Here is a 16,708-nt window from a genome sequence, read left to right on the forward strand (position 1 = left end):
GATGATTCCACTATGCAAGGGCCGTTAACAGCTTCAAAAGCAGTCCGCCTTGGCGTATCGGAACTATACCCTAAGCACGCTGAGCACCAGCGGGGCCAGGCCCTATGCGAAGGCAAAGGCGTGAACGCAATGAACTTAAAGATCACTGCGAACACAAGAGTGATGACCGTCACGCCGGCACCTAGCATCAATTCACGGGGGCACAACGCTGATCGCCCCGCACTGAATTTTTCGATGATGAGAAGAGGAACACCATGCGCCAGATCCGCGCATTGCGAGTCGCCGCCGTCGCTGCCGGCATCGCCCTGATGGCCACCGGTTGCGGCGCCACAGGTAAGAGCTCCACTGGTTCTGCCAGCTCCGGCGCTGCAGCCGGACCCGTCACCGGACTCCAGATCATGGTTCCCAATACTCCCGGCGGCGGTTACGACACCACCGCACGGGCAGCCGCCAAGGTGCTCGACGACGAGAAGATCGCCAACAACACGGAGGTGTTCAACCTTGCAGGTGCAGGCGGCACGGTGGGTCTCGCCCGCGTCGTCAACGAAAAGGGCAACGGGGACCTCACCATGCTCATGGGTCTGGGTGTTGTGGGTGCCAGTTACACCAACAAGTCCGAGTCGAAGCTGACCCAGACCACCCCGCTGGCACGGCTCATTGAAGAGCCCGGCGCCATCATGGTCAGCAAGGACTCCCCATACAAGACCATCGATGACCTCGTGAAGGCTTGGAAGGCAGATCCAGGTTCGATCTCCGTGGGTGGCGGTTCCTCGCCTGGTGGTCCCGACCACCTCTTGCCCATGCAGTTGGCAGGCGCAGTTGGCATTGACGCCACGAAGGTCAACTACGTCGCTTATGACGGCGGTGGAGATCTCCTTCCAGCCATCCTGGGCAACAAGCTTGGCTTCGCTGCTTCCGGTGCCGGCGAGTACCTTCAGCAGATCAAGTCCGGTGAAGTACGCGTCCTGGCCACCAGTGGCGAGAAGCGTCTTGAAGGTGTTGACGCTCCCACGCTGAAGGAGTCCAAGATCGATCTGGTCTTCACCAACTGGCGTGGCATGGTGGCCCCTCCGGGCATCAGCGAGGACGACAAGAAGTCCCTGATTGCCGCACTGGAGAAGATGCACGAATCCGCTGGCTGGAAAGAAGCTCTCAAGACCCACAGCTGGACCGACGCCTTCATCACCGGTGACGAGTTCCAGAAGTTCCTGACGGACCAGGACAAGCGGGTGGCGGACGTGCTCACCAAGCTTGGCTTGGCGTGAGCACTCTGGCAACAGGCCTCAAAGGCCGCGCCGAGCTGGGGGTAGCCCTCCTGCTCGGCGCGGTAGGCGTCCTTGTCTTCCTCGACGCCAACGGCCTGGTGACCCCATATTCGAAGTCGGACCCGGTAGGGCCCAAGGCGGTTCCCTTCGTTGTTGCCGGGCTCCTGGTGGTCTGCGCAATTCTGCTGGCCATCAACGTTCTCCGCGGTGGCAAGGGTGAGGTGGAAGGCGGCGAGGACATTGACCTCGCGCACCCCGCCGATTGGAAGACCGTGCTTCCTCTTGCAGGAGCATTCATCCTCAACATCCTGCTCATCGACTGGGCCGGCTGGGTCATCTCCGGCACTGTCCTGTTCTGGGGCAGCGTGCTGGCACTTGGCAGCCGGCACTACGTCCGTGACGGGATCATCTCCGTTGCACTATCCCTGGCCACCTTCTACGGCTTCTACCTCGGCCTTGGCATTGCGTTGCCGGCCGGACTCCTGGAAGGAATCCTCTGATGGACGTCTGGTCCTCTTTGATGGACGGTTTCGCAACCGCCCTCACCCCCATGAACCTCTTGTACGCCATGATCGGCGTGCTCCTGGGTACGGCCGTTGGTGTTCTGCCAGGGCTCGGCCCGGCCATGACTGTGGCGCTGCTGCTTCCTGTTACGGCCGCTCTTGAGCCCACCAGCGCCTTTATTATGTTCGCCGGCATCTACTACGGCGGCATGTATGGCGGCTCAACAACTTCCATCCTGCTGAACACACCCGGCGAATCGTCGTCTGTTGTGACGGCCATCGAGGGCAACAAGATGGCTAAAGCCGGCCGGGCAGCCCAAGCGCTGGCGACTGCGGCCATTGGTTCCTTTATTGCCGGTACCATCGGTACGGCCCTGCTGGCAGGTCTTGCACCGTTGGTGGTTCAGTTCGCCGTGAGCCTGGGCGCACCGAGTTACTTCGCCATCATGATCCTCGCTTTGCTGGCCGTCACCGCAGTCCTGGGTTCATCCCGGCTCAGGGGCTTTGCCTCCTTGGGACTGGGCTTGGCCATCGGTTTGGTGGGCATTGACTCCGTTACGGGACAGCGCCGCCTGACATTCGGTCAGCCGATGCTGGCCGACGGCCTGGACATCGTGGTGGTGGCAGTGGCCATCTTCGCCGTGGGTGAAGCACTGTGGGTTGCCGCGCACTTGCGGCGTTCACCGCTTCACATCATTCCCGTCGGACGGCCTTGGATGGGCAAGAAGGACTGGGCCCGCTCCTGGAAACCCTGGTTGCGTGGCACGGCGTTCGGCTTCCCGTTTGGTGCACTCCCCGCCGGTGGTGCCGAGATCCCCACCTTCCTCTCCTATGTCACCGAGAAACGGCTGACCAAATATCCGGAGGAATTCGGCAAGGGAGCCATCGAAGGCGTCGCGGGCCCGGAGGCGGCCAATAACGCTGCAGCCGCCGGGACCCTGACCCCAATGCTTGCCCTCGGCCTGCCCACCAACGCCACAGCCGCCGTCATGCTCGCGGCTTTCACCTCCTACGGCATCCAGCCCGGTCCGCAGCTGTTCTCCAGCCAAGGTCCCCTGGTGTGGGCGCTCATCGCGAGCCTCTTCATCGGCAACCTGCTGCTCCTGCTCATCAACCTGCCCCTTGCACCCCTGTGGGCAAAGCTGCTGCAGCTTCCGCGGCCCTACCTCTACGCCGGCATCCTTTTCTTCGCTACGTTGGGCGCCTACTCGGTGAACCTGCAGGCGTTCGACCTGGTGATCCTGCTGGTGCTCGGAGCCTTGGGATTCATGATGCGGCGCTTCGGGCTACCTGTGTTGCCCCTGATTCTGGGCGTCATCCTCGGCCCGCGCATCGAAGGCCAGCTGCGCAGGACTCTCCAGCTGTTCGCCGGTGACCCCGCCGGGCTGTGGAGCGAGCCAATCGCCGTCGTCGTCTACATCATCGTGGCTATCGTCATCCTCTGGCCGCTGCTCTTCAAGCTGGTCCGCCGCAACCGTCCGGTGCCAGCCAGCGTGGTCCCGGCGCACCCCAGTGAAGCACTCCTGACGGAGGACGCCGCCATCCAAGCAGACAAAACCACCACCCCGCTCCAGCACGACATCCACCACAACAAGGAGAAGCCATGACCATCGTGGTGGGCTACGTCCCCACGCCCGAGGGCGAAGCCGCATTGACCCAAGCCATTGCCGAAGCCAAGAAAAGCAACGACACCCTGCTGGTGATCAATTCTTCCAAGGGCGACGCCTTGGTGGACAACAGGTATGCGCAGGAACCGGAGATCCAGACCATCGAGGAGCGCCTTGCCCTGCAAGGCATCGAGCACATCATCAAGCAGCCCGTCCGCGGCCACGATGCCGCTGCTGAGGTACTGGATGCGGCGGACGAGCACAACGCGGAGCTGATTGTGATTGGCCTCCGCCGCCGCAGCCCGGTAGGCAAACTCATCATGGGCAGCGTCTCGCAACGGATCCTGTTGGAAGCGGACTGCCCGGTGCTCGCGGTGAAAGCCGACTAAACGCAAAACCGGGAGATTGTGAACAACTAATGCCCTTAAGATTCGTTCTTAGGGGCATTAGCCGTTCACAAACTGCAAGGAGGGCCACGTGGCCGAGACCATTCGAACAGCAACAGCGGACGACGCCGGGAAGCTGGCTGAGCTTGCGGCCGTCACCTTCCCGCTGGCGTGCCCACCGGGCGCCTCACCGGCGGACATACAGGCCCATCTCGAGAAGACGCTCGCCGAAGCGAACTTTGTGGATTACCTCGCCGATCCGAACATCACCATTTTGGTGCTCGACGACGACGGCCAGCTCAACGGGTACACCATGCTGATTGCCAAGCCGGCAGGCGACCCGGATGTAGCTTCTGTCCTCTCGGCGCTCCCCTCCACGGAACTCAGCAAGTGCTACGTCCACCCGGACCACCACGGCCAAGGAGCCGCATCCCGCCTCATGAAGGCCTCCATCGCCGACGCGGCGGAGAAGGGCGCGGCCGGACTCTGGCTCGGCGTTAACAGTGAAAACGCCAAGGCCATCCGTTTCTACGAAAAGAGTGGTTTTCAGAGGGTGGGCACCAAGTCCTTCAAACTGGGCGACACCGTGGAACATGATTTCGTCATGGAGCACGCGCTCTAGCCAATGGCAGCTCGGCCTGAGGCCGTGGCCAGCTAGCCGAACAAGTCCCCCGCCAAGGGTGGTCGGGGATCGGAGTGCAACTCCAAGCCGGCCGGCAATCCTGTCACGGTGCCATTGCCCGCGGAAGCCTGGATGGTGACCCGCGAGCGCCCCAGCAGCACGTTTTCGGCTTTGAACTCCCCGAACGCGTCCGGGAGGATGGGCGCCAGATGGAGTACTTTCCTGGTGAAATCGGGGTCAAACCGCAGCAGGATGCGGGCCAGCTGAATCGGGGCCGCAGCCGCCCACGCCTGCGGGGAACACGCCGTCGGATAGGGCACCGGCTCCGGGAAGTCCGAGCGGTCAAAGCCGCAGAACAGTTCCGGAAGCTGACCGCCAAAGTGCTCAGCGGCGTCGAACAATCCACTCGCTACCCGGCTGGCTTCCTTGACGAAGCCGTACCGCATGAGTCCAGTCGCCACGAGAGCCGTATCGTGCGGCCAGACCGAGCCGTTGTGGTAGCTGACGGGGTTGTAAGCTCCCATGTCCGAACCCAGGGTGCGGATCCCCCAGCCCGTGAACATCTCAGGCGACATCAGCCGCTCCGCCACAAGTGCAGCCTTGTCCTCGTCCACAATGCCCGTCCACAAACAGTGGCCCATGTTGGACGTACAGGAATCCACGGGTTTCTTGTCCTTATCCAGGGCAAGGGCGAAATAGCCCTTGTCCGGCAGCCAGAAAGCCTCGTTGAACGCATCCTTCAGCGCTTCGGCCCGGTCGGCGCAACGGCGCTCGACGGCGGTATCGCCCGCGGCGCGCGCCAGCAGCGAACGCCCAACGTAGGCGCCGTAGGCGTAGGCCTGGACCTCGCACAGGGCAATGGGGGTTTCAGCGATCTTGCCGCCGGCGAAGTTGATGCCGTCCCAGGAGTCCTTCCACCCTTGATTGATCAGGCCGTGGCTGTTGGGGCGTTGGTATTCGATGAACCCGTCGCCATCCCGGTCACCGTAGTTTTCCATCCAGGAGATAGCACGATCGGCATGGGGAAGGAGGGACTCGATGATGTCCGCGCCCAAGCCCCATCGGCTCAGCTCCCCCAGCAGCATGACGAAGAGAGGGGTCGCATCGATCGTCCCGTAGTAGGCGGTTCCGCCCAAGGAGAGTCCTGCGGTGACTCCCAGCCTCACCTCGTGGGGCATCCGGCCCGGTTCTTCCTCGGAGTCGACGTCCTCTTTGCTGCCCTGAAGTCCGGCCAGTGTTTGCAACGAGCCCGCTGCCAGTCCGGGATCCACCATGAGTGACATGTACGACGCCACGATAGAGTCGCGTCCAAAAAGTGCCATGAACCAGGGTGCGCCTGCTGCGACTGCAGCACGCCCAGGGTGTTCGTGGTCGAAGATCCGCAACGAACCAAGATCGCTCTGGCTTCGTTCCAGGACTTCCTCAACGTTTCTGTCCGTGACAGCGATCCGGGGAATGTGCTCTGCCCACGCCATGTGCCGCCGTACCCCAATGGTGTGGTGCAGCGCCGTGGTTTCCGTGAACGGGTCATCGGGTCGTTTTCCGTTGATCAACGGAATGGCAATGACGCTGGTACTCCATTGACTGCGGGGAGGGATGGTGATGTGGAACGTTAATCCTTCCGGATTCGCTTTGGCTCCCGAAGCCCGGAACACCACGCCACGGCGTTCCCCGTTGGCGTGGACGGACTCAATGTGCAGCTCCTTCTTGTGGGCAGTCTTCTCGGCGGCTCCTGCCCTGCTTGCCCGGCCACCCTTGACGTCGAAGAGGTCTGCGAGGTCGGCGTCGATGAGCAACTCGATTTCGCACGGCGCCGGCTGGCCGGAGTAGTTCCTGATGGTGAGATCATCCCGCAGGCCGGCGCCCACGTGCCGCTCATGCTGGACCACCAGCGGACTGTCGAAGCGGCCATCGCTGGAGCAGGCCCGGCCAACATATTCGGCCTGAAAGGCGGTTCGGTTGGTGGTGACCAATGGTTCCCGAAGGGCACCGTTGATCCTGAGGATCCAACGCGACACGATCCGGGTGTCCTGGTAGTAGGTGCCTTGGGAGCCGCCGCCGTGGATGTCACCGGAATGGGCTGAGATGCAGAAGGATGAACCTTCGACGATGGTCACGGCGCCCAGCTCGGAAGCGCCTGCCTCCGTATCGGCGTTCCAAGCAGTCATGGCCCACGAAGCCTTCCTCGGGAAATGTCCTGCTTATCAATCACAGGTTGATGGGGGCTTGCCTCTGATTGTCTTGCAACTTGCCGTCGCCGGGAAGGCCTCCGGCCTTGAATTCTTCGATGACCGTGGCATAAAGCTCCAGATGGTCCGCCGCCATCCGTGCTGCGTTGAAATACTCATCCACGGTACGCCGGCACTCCGCACGGCTAAGCCCTTGCACGTCCTGTACAAACCCTGCGAGTTCATTGGTCTGCGCGAGATATCCTGTGACGCCATGCTGGACTATTTCCGGTGCCGCGCCCATGGGGGTGGACAGAACTGGTGTTCCTGTGGCCAACGCCTCAATCATGACCAGCCCGAACGGTTCATGCCACTGGATGGGGTTGATCAGGGCCATCGCTCCACCCATCAGTTCGTACTTCTCCGGATCTGAGAGTTCGCCGAGGAATTCTTCCTGTGACCCAAGGATCGGCTCCACGACGTCGTGGAAGTAGTCCCGCTCCTCCTTGGCATGCATCTTGGCCGCGATGCGCAGCGGCACACCGGCCTCGCGGGCAACTGCCACCGCCTCCAGCAAGCCTTTGTCCGGGCACATACGTCCAACAAAGCATGCGTAGCCGCCGGCCCCGTCGCCGACAGAAACCGTGGACAGGTCCAGGCCATGGTGGATGACTGCGGATATTTGCAGGTCGGAAATGCGGCTGCATTGGTCACGCGAAATGCCGATGATTGCGGTGTCCTGGGCCATATCCCGGTAGAGCCCTGCATACCTCGGTGTCAGCGGGCCATGGACGGTGGTCACTACGGGAACACCCGGCGGCCGGTGGGCGTAGAGGGGCCCGGCAAGGGTGTGGTCGTGGATAATGTCCACGTCCTTCATGCCGGCATAAGCCTTGATGACGTGGTGCAACTCGCTGAGCGTCTGCCCCAACTCTTCAGGCTCGCTCGGCCCAAAGCCCCGCAATTGGGGAACCGGGCAAGTACTGTCGGCTGCCGTGGCCAGGAGCACCTCGTGCCCGGCATCGGCCAAGGCCCGCGCCAAGGCGTCCACCACCCGCTCCGTGCCGCCATACCGTTCCGGGGGCACTGTGAACCATGGCCCAACGATGAGTCCAATGCGCATGCTGAAGGCCTCCACAAATATGCGAACCCACGCACGGGGTTCAACCTCGTGTTGATCGCGGCCCCAGACACACGCGATTCCTGGGGCGAAGAGCGCCCCACCGGCTAGCTGCATAACCTGCTTCACACATTAGGCTGGGCACGCCCGCCCCGGCAATGGGTGACGAAAATAACAGACTTTTCCGGAATGCCCCCGCGGCCCTGGAGGTTGATCACAGCATGAAGATTGAGATCTGGTCCGACGTCGCGTGTCCGTGGTGCTACATCGGCAAGCGCCGTTTTGAGACTGCCCTGGCACAGTTCCCGCACCGTGATTCCGTGGACATTGAGTGGAAGAGCTACCAGCTGGATCCCTCAATCCCGGAGCACTATGACGGCACGGAACTGGATTATCTGAGCAAGCGCAAAGGCATGGCTCCGGAGCAGGTCAAGCAGATGTTCGCCCACGTCACGGAGACCGCCAAGGGCGAAGGCTTGGACTACCAGTTCGACAAGGTAGTGGTTGCCAACAGCTTCACGGCTCACCGCCTCATCCACCTGGCCGCAGCCCATGGCCGCCAGGATGCCGCGAAGGAACGCCTGCTCAGCGATCACTTTGAGCATGGCAAGGACATCGGCAACCAGGAGTATCTGACGGAACTTGGCACCGCTCTGGAACTCCCCGCGGGCGAAGTGGCGGAGCTGTTCACCACTGACAAATATTCAGACGCCGTCAACGAGGACATCAATGAAGCGCGCGCCATCGGCGTCACCGGCGTTCCGTTCTTCGTCATCGACCGCAAGTACGGCATCTCGGGCGCCCAGCCGGCTGAGCTCTTCAGTGAGGCGCTGAACCAGGCATGGCAGGAAGCCAATCCCCTGATCCCCGTGGGCGCATCCGACGCCGAGGCCTGCGGTCCGGACGGCTGCAGCGTCAATTAAAACAACGCGAGGTCACTTATGGCCCATAATCCCCCTCGGGATAGGCCATAAGTGACCCAGCGTTGCTCTTAAAGGGCGGCGCTAGGCCTTCACAACCTCAAGCTCGACGACGGCCCAGGACAATGCGGGCAGCGTGAGCCGAAGCTCCGAACCAGTCGCCTTGACGCCTTCCAGCGGCTTCAGACCGACGCGGCCCTGCTGGTCCTGCGTGTTGGTGGTGAACCTGTCGCCGCCCTCGGGGATCTCCAGGACTTCGGCGCGGAGAACCTGGCGGGCGTCGAAGCCGCGCAGGGCAACCTCGACGTCGGCAGCTTCTTCCAGCCCGCGGTTCGCGAAGAACAATGCCGCCCGGCCCGTTTCCTCGTTCCACGTCGCGCTGACGTCCACAAGGTCCGTGTCCCCGAAGCGGCTGTTCGAGTACTTGTCCGAGTCCACCGAAAGCCGAAGGATCTGGCCCTTGGCGAGCTCAGCCATCCGCGCGAACGGGTGGAAAATGGTCTGCTTCCAGGCCGGTCCGTTCTCTTCTGACAGGATGGGCGCGATGACGTTGACCAGTTGCGCCTGGTTGGCGATCTTGACGCGGTCGCCGTGGCGGAGCAGCGAGTTGAGCAGGGTGCCCACCACCACCGCATCCGTCACGTTGTACTTGTCCTCGATGACACGGGGGTGCTCGCGCCAGCCCGCCTTGATCACGTTGTGAGGCTGGTCCTCAGTGTCCAGGCCGCGCTGGTACCAGACGTTCCATTCGTCGAATGACAGGTTGATGTGTTTCTTGTGCTTGCCCTTGGCCCGCACGGCGTCCGCGGTGGCGATCACTGACTCGATGAAATAGTCAGTATCGACGGCGGATGCCAGGAAGCTGCCGACGTCGCCTTCGTGCTCGTAGTAGTAGGCATGGAGGGAAACGTAATCCACCTCGTCGTAGGTGTGTGTCAGGACGGTCTGCTCCCAAGCGCCGAACGTCGGCATCCGGGAGTTGGAACTGCCGCATGCAACAAGCTCAATGTCTGGGTCCACGAAGCGCATGGCCTTGGCCGCTTCCTGGGCTAGGCGCCCGTATTCGTCGGCGGTCTTGTGGCCGATCTGCCACGGCCCATCCATCTCGTTGCCGAGGCACCACAGCTTGATATCGAACGGGTCCTTGTGGCCGTTCTTGGCGCGGAGATCGGACCAGTAGCTCCCGCCGGGGTGGTTGGCGTACTCCACGATCTCGCGGGCAGCATCCACTCCCCTGGTGCCCAGGTTGATGGCTTCCATGATTTCCGTGCCGGCCTGCTTGGACCAGTCCACGAACTCGTGCAGGCCGAAAGCATTCGTTTCCACCGTGTGCCAGGCACCGTCCAGGCGGCGGGGCCGGGTTTCGCGGGGGCCGATGCCGTCTTCCCAGTTATAGCCGGAGACGAAGTTGCCGCCGGGGTACCGGATAACAGTGGCGCCAAGTTCCTTGACCAGCTTCAGGACGTCCTGGCGGAAGCCGTTCTCGTCGGCCTCGGGGTGTCCGGGTTCGTAGATGCCGCTGTACACACAGCGGCCCATGTGTTCCACGAAGGAGCCGAAGAGGCGTCGAGGTACCTCGCCGATGGTGAAATCGCGATCGAGGGTGATGCGTGCGCGGGACATGTATCTCCTTGGTTGTGTTCTCAAACAGTTGGTGAGCGAAGGTGCCGGATCAGGTTCCGGCGAGTCCCGTCGTCGCGACGCCCTTGATGATCTGGCGTTGGAAGAACAGGAAGACGACGATGAGCGGCAAAGCTGCCAACAAGGCGGACGCCATGTTCTGTGCGTACTGGACGCCGTAAGCACTCTTGATGGTTTGCAGACCTACGGGGAGGGTCAGCAGGGAGTCGTCGTTGGTGGAGATGAAGGGCCACAGGAAGTTGTTCCACGCACCGATGAACACGAAGATCGCGACGGCGGCCAGGATGGGCCGGGACAACGGCAGGATGATCTGCAGGAAGATCCGTAGACGGCTGGCACCGTCCATTACTGCCGCTTCTTCAAGCTCATGCGGGATCTGGTCGAAGAACTTTTTGAGAACAAACACCATGGCGGGATGGATCACCTGCGGCAAAATGATGGCCCAGGAGGTATCGATCATTTTGAACGCGAGCATTTGGTAAAAGAGCGGAATCATCAGCACGGGTGGCGGGACAATGATGGCGGCGATGATCACGACCATCAGAACCTTCTTGCCTTTGAACTCGATCCTGGAGAGTGCGTAAGCCATGAGAGCCGAGATCACCAGTGTGATTGCCGTGATGGCTGCGGAGGTGTAGAGCGAGTTCCACGTCCAGAGCGGGATGTTCCCGGCTTGGAACACATTGACGAAGGCATCGAAGGTAAAGCCCGACGGCGGGAACCAGCTGACCTTGGACGCCGACGCATCCGCTTCGGACTTGAAGGCAGTGACCGTGGCCCATGCGAACGGGATCAGCCAGAGGACAGCGATCAAAGCGGCGACGACGACTGCTGCGACCCTGCCGACGGTCAGCTTCTTGCGCGGCTGGCGGATCTTCAGGGCGGTGGTGGGCGCGGCTGGGGTCGAACGGGTGAGGGTAGGGGTTGCCATGGCTATGCGCTCCTGCGGCGGGTGATGACGAACTGCAGCGCGGAAACCAGCACAATCAGTCCGAAGAAGATGTAGGAGATAGCTGCGGAATACCCCAGCCGGTATCCGGTGAACCCGGTTTCGAAGATGTACTGGACCACGGGACGGGTAGATCCGCCCGGACCCCCGGCTGTCATCTGGTAAATCTGGTCAAAGACCTTCAGGGAAGCCAGGATCTGGAGCAACACGATCATTACGGTGGTGGGCGTGAGCTGCGGCAGAGTGATGGAGAAGAATTGCCGCCAAGGGCCGGCACCATCCAGTGACGCTGCCTCATAGTGCTGGACGGGGATGTTCTGCATTGCCGCCAGGTAGAGAAGGAAATTGAAGCCCACCGTCCACCAGAGTGTCGCGATCACGATTGACCACATGGCCACATTGGGATCGTTCAGCCACCCGACTTTTGGTATTCCGAACTTTGACAGGAAATCGTTGATCAAACCCAGTTGCGGGTTGTACATCCAGACGAAGAACAACGACACAACCGTGGAAGCCAACAGGAACGGTGCAAAGTAGGAAAGCCGCCATAGCCACTGGGCTGGAAGGCCGATATTCAGGAGCGCCGCCATCACCAACGCAACCAGCACCAGGGGGACAGTGCTGATGACTGTGAAGTACAGGGTGTTGCCCAATGAACGCCACATGCCGGCATCGGCAAAGGCTTCAGCGTAGTTTGCAAAGCCGATGAGACTGTCGTTGGCGCCTGTCAGGGATTTGCCCGTGAGACTCATGTAGAAGCCGTACAGAATGGGCCAAACGAGGAAGACGAGGAAGAACACCAGGAACGGGGTTGCGAAGGCCCATCCGTTCACATTGTCCCTGCTTCTTCGCAGAGATAGCCCGGCCTTGCCTGGGCTGGGTGTTGTCCGTGGTTGGCTTGTCTGCCGGGACAGTGTAGAGGAACTCATGAAGGACTCCTTTGTCGCTCGGTGCGCTGGTACCGGTCAGACCGGGTTGGGCCGGGATAGAAGGTCGTTGGTGCGGGCCACGAAGCCATCCCACCCTGTGCTTGCTTTGTCGCGCCCCAGAAGCACGTTCTGGATATGCTCGGCAAAGTAGGTCTGCCAGTCCGATCCCGAGCCGCTGAACCAGGATTCGGGATCGTAGGCGATGATGTCCGCCGCGTTGGCGTAGTGGATCTGCGGCGTGAGCTTCCCGTAGTCCGGCGATTGAACCACCGGCTGGTAGGCCGGGATATGGCCGGCCTCAGCCCACAACAGCGAACCCTTCAGAACGTCACTGACGAACTTGTACGCATCCTTCCGTTTCGCTTCATCTACCGCGAGCTGCCGCGGGAGGACGAAGGAATGCGAGTCGGCGTAGGAGGCCGGTGTCCCATAAAGAGTGGGGATGGTGGCGGCGTCAACCGGCAACTTTGCCTTCTTCATGGTGGGCAATTCCCAGCCACCACTGAAGAGCATTCCCGAATCGCCACGGACGAATTCTGCGATACCGGTGTTGATGTCGCCGCTCTTGGCCGCGATGGTGTCGTCGAAGAGCGAGGCCATGAACTCCAGCGATTCGATCGCAGCGTCCCTGTCCGCCTCCATCTGCCGGCCGGGCGTGAGGACAATTTCCGCTCCGTGCTGCTTGTAGAGCGTGTAGAACAGCCGCCACATCTGCGAGCCCAGGTTCAGGTAGCCAAAGGACAATCCGTGGGCCTTGGTGATCTTTTGCATCTCCAGTGCCATGGCCTTGAACTCGCCAGGCGAACTGACCTCCTGCAACTGGCCATTACTTTCCAGGAGCCCGGCTTTACCGGCGACGTCTGTGTTGTAGAACATGATGAACGGGTGGGAGTCCAGCGCGATGGAGAAAACCTTCCCATCTTGCTGGCCCTTTTCCCAGATGCGCGGCGCGAAGTTCTCCGGCGTGATGCCATTCTCCGCGAGCAGCCCCAGATCCCAAGGCTCTATGAGGCCGCCCGGGGCATATCCCGGGACCCGGCTGGCGTGCATAATAGCTACCTCAGGAGGTCGGCCCCCGGCAGATGCCATGGCCAGCTTGGTGTAGTACGGAGGACCCCACGCCAACACGGTGGGGTGCACCTTGAAGCCGGGATTGGCTTGGTTGGCGTTGGCAATCATGGCTTGCATCTTGGTGCCGTCACCTCCGGAGAGGAGATGCCAGAAGTTGATGGTCTGCACGGATGCAGCTCCGGCTGTACCTCCACAGCCTGTGAGGCTGGTGGCCAGAAGCCCGCCTCCGAGGAGGGCCGATCCCGTTAATAACTGTCTCCGGGACAACTGTTTCCCGGTCAAAGATTCAAACTGCTTCACCCGTCACTCCTTTGGAAGGGTCCGCTGAAAAGGACACAACTGCTGCGCAAATCCGGCTTCGGTGCATCTCCACTGCCGGGTAAAAGGGTGACCCGGGGGTGACGCGGCTCTCACATTACATCGTTGTAATATCTGAGGCAAGAGAAATTGTTAGCGCACACACTTAAATTTGAAAGGCCGCTTAGCCCGTGCTGTCCCGCTCTACAATGGTGTAGTCCACCGTGACGACGCGTTGTCCGTGGCCCCTGTCCGCCACACGCTCAGTGAGCAGGCGCAGCGCTTCGGTGGCAATGGTCCGCTTGTCGAAAGATACGGTGGTCAGCGAGGGAACTGCGTAGCGCCCATCCATGACGTCGTCGAAACCGGCCACCGCGACGTCATCAGGAACACGGACGCCCCTCTTCCACAGCGTATTGAGGGCTCCAATGGCCAGCGAATCCGTGAAGCAGAACAGCGCCTCCGGCAGCGGGTTGGAATCCAGATAGCGGGTCAGTGATTCGGCTGCAGCTCCAGGCGTCCAAGGCGAGCAGGAAATCAGCAGGGATTCATCCAAGGGGATCCCGAGGATCTGGAGTGCAGCCTCGTAGCCCTGTCTGCGTTGAATCGACGTGGCAGACTGCCTGGTCTTGTTTATGCCGAGCACGGCGATACGCCGACGCCCGGATTTGGCCAGGGCCAGCGTCATATCCCGTGCCGCCGCGAAACTGTCCACATAAACCCGGTCCGCAAGCTCCTGGCTCACTTCGCCCAGCAGCACCACGGGAGGCAAGGCCACCCCAACCTTGACGGCACTTTCATCCAGCACCACCGGATTGAGAATGAGCCCATCGATGAGGTTGGAGCGCGCGCGGGTCATCAACTCCTGCTCGCGCTGCGGGTCCGAACCGGTTTCCTCGATCTGGACGCTCCAGCCTTGCTCGTGGGCTACTTCCACAATGCTCTGCGCTATCTCAGCGGAGAACGGGGTGGCCAGGTCAGGCAAGGCCAAGGCGATCACACCGGAGCGGCCGTTGCGGAGTCCGCGGGCGGAAAGGTTGGGAACGTAGTCCAGCTCCTGCATTGCCTGCTCAACCCTGAGCCGCGTTGGAGCGCTGACCGGCACGATCCCGTTCATGACGTTCGAGACGGTTTTCGGCGACACGCCCGCGCGGCGTGCCACATCCTTGACCGTTGCCCGCAACAGTCCCCCTTGTGAATTTAGTGTCCGGGTGAAGTTCGAGTCCGGTTCCCACGATGTTACGCGAGTTTGTCTGAACCTAACGCGCCCCGGCAGGCCTCCAAGGGCGCCAGGTGTACACCAATTGGCAGGACTTGGTGACACATCATTGTAAAGTGTCTATATGCCCAGGATCACGGCCGCCACGAATGCTGCCCAACGCGCCGAGACCCAACGCCGTATTCTGACCGCCTTTGGCGAGCTCCTCTTTACCCATGGCCTGCCCGGCCTCACCATGACGGACGTCGCGCGCCACGCAGGTGTTGGCCGCACTGCCGTTTACAACTACTACGCAGACATGGAGCAACTGCTCATTGCTTACGCGCTGGATGAAACCGAGCGCTTCATCGTGGACCTTCGCGAATCGCTTGCAGCCCTTGATAACCCGGTGGACCGGCTGGCCCTCTACGTCCGCGCCCAGGTAGAGGACCTCAGGCGCCGCCACCTTCCGCCGGGGCCAGCGATGGCCGCCGTCTTATCGCCAGCCTCGTTCGCTAAGCTCGCGGATCATGTGGGCGATCTCAACGTCCTCCTCCAGGACATCCTGACTGACGGCGTCCAGCAGGGCTACCTGCCGGACACGGATGTCGCCCAGTTGGCGCGGCTCATCCACGGCACACTCTCAGCAAGCGCCGCACGACGCAACCGAACGCCCGACGGCGAGACTCCCCCGCCTGCCCCAGCCTCCGACGTCGAGCTCCAGACAGCGCAAACGGTGCGGTTCATCCAGCTAGGTGCGGGAGCGCAGTTCGACGAGGCAGGTAAGCCCATCCGCGTGGATGGTGCAGTCCCTGACACCCTGGCCGGCTAACGCCAGAGCAACAGGGCGGCGACACCCAAATCAGGGCATCGCCCACCACTTTGCGTGGCGAAAATCAGCCTACGCGTCGTCAGCCCGGCCTACTGTCCCGCCCTACTGAGCCGGGCGAGTGGGGATGATCGGCCATCGGGAAGTATCCGCAATCCTCAGGTCCTCACGCGGACAGCTGAGCTTGCCGGGAGTCTGATCCACGAGCTGCGGTTCCACCAAGCCCTGAAAGCCACGGGTGAGGACTACGTCCACTGATTCGTCTTCGCGGTTGTCCTGGAAGTAATCCGTTCCGGCCAAATTCCGCTGGATGTTGAATGCAGCTGCTTGGCCTTTGACTCCTGAAACCACCACGCCGATCCCCGAGTAGGCAGTATCACTGTTGTCCACGGATAGGACTTTGTGCCCCCGTGCTTTGAACTCGTCGGCAACAGTAGTTGCCAGGCCTGCACGCGATGTGGCGTTGAAGACCTTGATATTCACGGTTTCGTTCGGCACGTAATCGAACGTGGTGGTGGGGCAGAGGCTGGTGGGCGCCTTGCTGGCGATCGCCGTCGGAATCCTGATGACGCCGTTCATGATGGCCCAGGCGCCGATTGCTCCGGCGGCTATGACACCAACCAGCAGGACAAGAACGATGGCGTGGAAGACCCGGCGCCGGAAGCGGCTGCGTTGGGCACGTGCGTCCTCGGCGAAGGTGGCACGAAGCTCCGGTCCGGTCACCACATGGTGCCCGTGCAACTGCGTCACATCTTTGGGACGCTTGCGCTGCCTAGCCATCGATCACCAGCACGCGTGCGTGGATGGCCGTCCTCTGGTGGAGCGCGGTGCGGACTGCCCGATGCAGCCCATCTTCGAGGTACAGCACGCCCTGGTACTGAACCACGTGCGGGAACAAATCGCCAAAAAACGTAGAATCTTCTGCCAGTAACGCCTCCAGATCAAGGGTGCGCTTGGTGGTCACAAGTTCGTCGAGGCGAACGGGCCGCGGTGGAAGGGCAGCCCAGTCACGGGGCGCGGAATATCCATGGTCAGGGTACGGGCGTCCCTCGCCCACAGCTTTGAAGATCACCCTGCAAGCCTATGGAAGTTGCTGCGCTAACGGAACTTGTGACCCCCGGCACACGCAGGTTGTGGCCAAACGGTGACTATCCGAACGTCTGGCGTCACAGCTGTGATGCACACCTCGGGGACTGACAGAAT

16 protein-coding genes are annotated in these 16,708 nt (G+C 61.7%); 7 read left to right on the forward strand and 9 right to left on the reverse strand.

All coding sequences use genetic code 11. The annotated features are described in order from the left end of the window. Positions 1 to 254 precede the first annotated feature (254 nt). The 5 genes from AC1DCM_RS23415 to AC1DCM_RS23435 all read left to right on the forward strand — a co-directional run bounded on the left by AC1DCM_RS23415 (position 255) and on the right by AC1DCM_RS23435 (position 4,383). Positions 255 to 1,265: a Bug family tripartite tricarboxylate transporter substrate binding protein gene (locus AC1DCM_RS23415; protein WP_477514460.1), complete on the forward strand. Its 1,011-nt coding sequence runs from the start codon at positions 255 to 257 to the stop codon at positions 1,263 to 1,265. After that, a complete protein-coding gene (locus tag AC1DCM_RS23420) occupies positions 1,262 to 1,765 on the forward strand; it encodes a tripartite tricarboxylate transporter TctB family protein (RefSeq protein WP_216921747.1) in 504 nt (167 codons plus the stop codon). The genes AC1DCM_RS23415 and AC1DCM_RS23420 overlap by 4 nt, the downstream gene beginning before the upstream one ends. Then, complete coding sequence (locus AC1DCM_RS23425; protein WP_477514461.1) at positions 1,765 to 3,375, forward strand: tripartite tricarboxylate transporter permease; 1,611 nt, start codon at positions 1,765 to 1,767, stop codon at positions 3,373 to 3,375. Before AC1DCM_RS23420 ends, AC1DCM_RS23425 begins: the two co-directional genes overlap by 1 nt. Further along, positions 3,372 to 3,764 carry a universal stress protein gene (locus tag AC1DCM_RS23430; RefSeq protein ID WP_442006904.1) on the forward strand — a complete coding sequence of 131 codons (393 nt, stop codon included), beginning with the start codon at positions 3,372 to 3,374 and terminating at the stop codon, positions 3,762 to 3,764. Before AC1DCM_RS23425 ends, AC1DCM_RS23430 begins: the two co-directional genes overlap by 4 nt. Before the next feature lie 88 nt (positions 3,765 to 3,852). Next, positions 3,853 to 4,383, forward strand: a complete 531-nt coding sequence (locus AC1DCM_RS23435) for an N-acetyltransferase family protein (protein WP_477514462.1) — start codon at positions 3,853 to 3,855, stop codon at positions 4,381 to 4,383. Between the two features lie 32 nt (positions 4,384 to 4,415). Here AC1DCM_RS23435 and AC1DCM_RS23440 read toward each other — a convergent pair whose 3' ends face one another. Further along, entirely contained in the window at positions 4,416 to 6,551 is a 2,136-nt protein-coding gene (locus AC1DCM_RS23440) for an amylo-alpha-1,6-glucosidase (protein ID WP_477514463.1), read from the reverse strand. Between the two features lie 40 nt (positions 6,552 to 6,591). Further along, complete coding sequence (locus tag AC1DCM_RS23445; RefSeq protein WP_477514464.1) at positions 6,592 to 7,674, reverse strand: glycosyltransferase family 4 protein; 1,083 nt, start codon at positions 7,672 to 7,674, stop codon at positions 6,592 to 6,594. Between the two features lie 218 nt (positions 7,675 to 7,892). Here AC1DCM_RS23445 and AC1DCM_RS23450 point away from each other — a divergent pair, with 218 nt between their 5' ends. Then, positions 7,893 to 8,594 carry a DsbA family oxidoreductase gene (locus tag AC1DCM_RS23450; protein ID WP_477514465.1) on the forward strand — a complete coding sequence of 234 codons (702 nt, stop codon included), beginning with the start codon at positions 7,893 to 7,895 and terminating at the stop codon, positions 8,592 to 8,594. 81 nt (positions 8,595 to 8,675) lie between these two features. On the opposite strand, the gene arfA is transcribed toward AC1DCM_RS23450, so the two are convergent. From arfA to AC1DCM_RS23475, 5 genes are all read right to left on the reverse strand, one after another. Then, entirely contained in the window at positions 8,676 to 10,214 is a 1,539-nt protein-coding gene (gene arfA / locus AC1DCM_RS23455; protein WP_477519887.1) for an arabinosylfuranosidase ArfA, read from the reverse strand. Between the two features lie 49 nt (positions 10,215 to 10,263). Then, entirely contained in the window at positions 10,264 to 11,163 is a 900-nt protein-coding gene (locus AC1DCM_RS23460; protein ID WP_442018683.1) for a carbohydrate ABC transporter permease, read from the reverse strand. A 2-nt stretch (positions 11,164 to 11,165) separates the two neighbouring features. Beyond that, on the reverse strand, positions 11,166 to 12,110 hold the full coding sequence (locus AC1DCM_RS23465; protein WP_442018682.1) for a carbohydrate ABC transporter permease: 945 nt from the start codon (positions 12,108 to 12,110) through the stop codon (positions 11,166 to 11,168). Positions 12,111 to 12,146: 36 nt separating this feature from the next. After that, positions 12,147 to 13,481, reverse strand: coding sequence for an extracellular solute-binding protein (locus tag AC1DCM_RS23470; protein WP_442018681.1), 1,335 nt, complete (start codon positions 13,479 to 13,481; stop codon positions 12,147 to 12,149). Positions 13,482 to 13,662: 181 nt separating this feature from the next. Next, positions 13,663 to 14,661: a LacI family DNA-binding transcriptional regulator gene (locus AC1DCM_RS23475; RefSeq protein WP_477519888.1), complete on the reverse strand. Its 999-nt coding sequence runs from the start codon at positions 14,659 to 14,661 to the stop codon at positions 13,663 to 13,665. Positions 14,662 to 14,821: 160 nt separating this feature from the next. Between AC1DCM_RS23475 and AC1DCM_RS23480 the strand changes: the two genes are divergently transcribed. Next, a complete protein-coding gene (locus AC1DCM_RS23480; protein WP_477519889.1) occupies positions 14,822 to 15,508 on the forward strand; it encodes a TetR/AcrR family transcriptional regulator in 687 nt (228 codons plus the stop codon). 102 nt (positions 15,509 to 15,610) lie between these two features. Here AC1DCM_RS23480 and AC1DCM_RS23485 read toward each other — a convergent pair whose 3' ends face one another. Both AC1DCM_RS23485 and AC1DCM_RS23490 read right to left on the reverse strand, forming a co-directional pair. After that, complete coding sequence (locus tag AC1DCM_RS23485) at positions 15,611 to 16,285, reverse strand: LytR C-terminal domain-containing protein (RefSeq protein WP_477519890.1); 675 nt, start codon at positions 16,283 to 16,285, stop codon at positions 15,611 to 15,613. Beyond that, positions 16,278 to 16,577 (reverse strand): type II toxin-antitoxin system VapB family antitoxin, encoded by a 300-nt coding sequence (locus AC1DCM_RS23490; RefSeq protein WP_062069994.1) that lies wholly within the window; start codon positions 16,575 to 16,577, stop codon positions 16,278 to 16,280. Before AC1DCM_RS23490 ends, AC1DCM_RS23485 begins: the two co-directional genes overlap by 8 nt. Positions 16,578 to 16,708 lie beyond the last annotated feature (131 nt).

The sequence above is a fragment of the Paenarthrobacter sp. 10N417 genome, assembly GCF_056394745.1.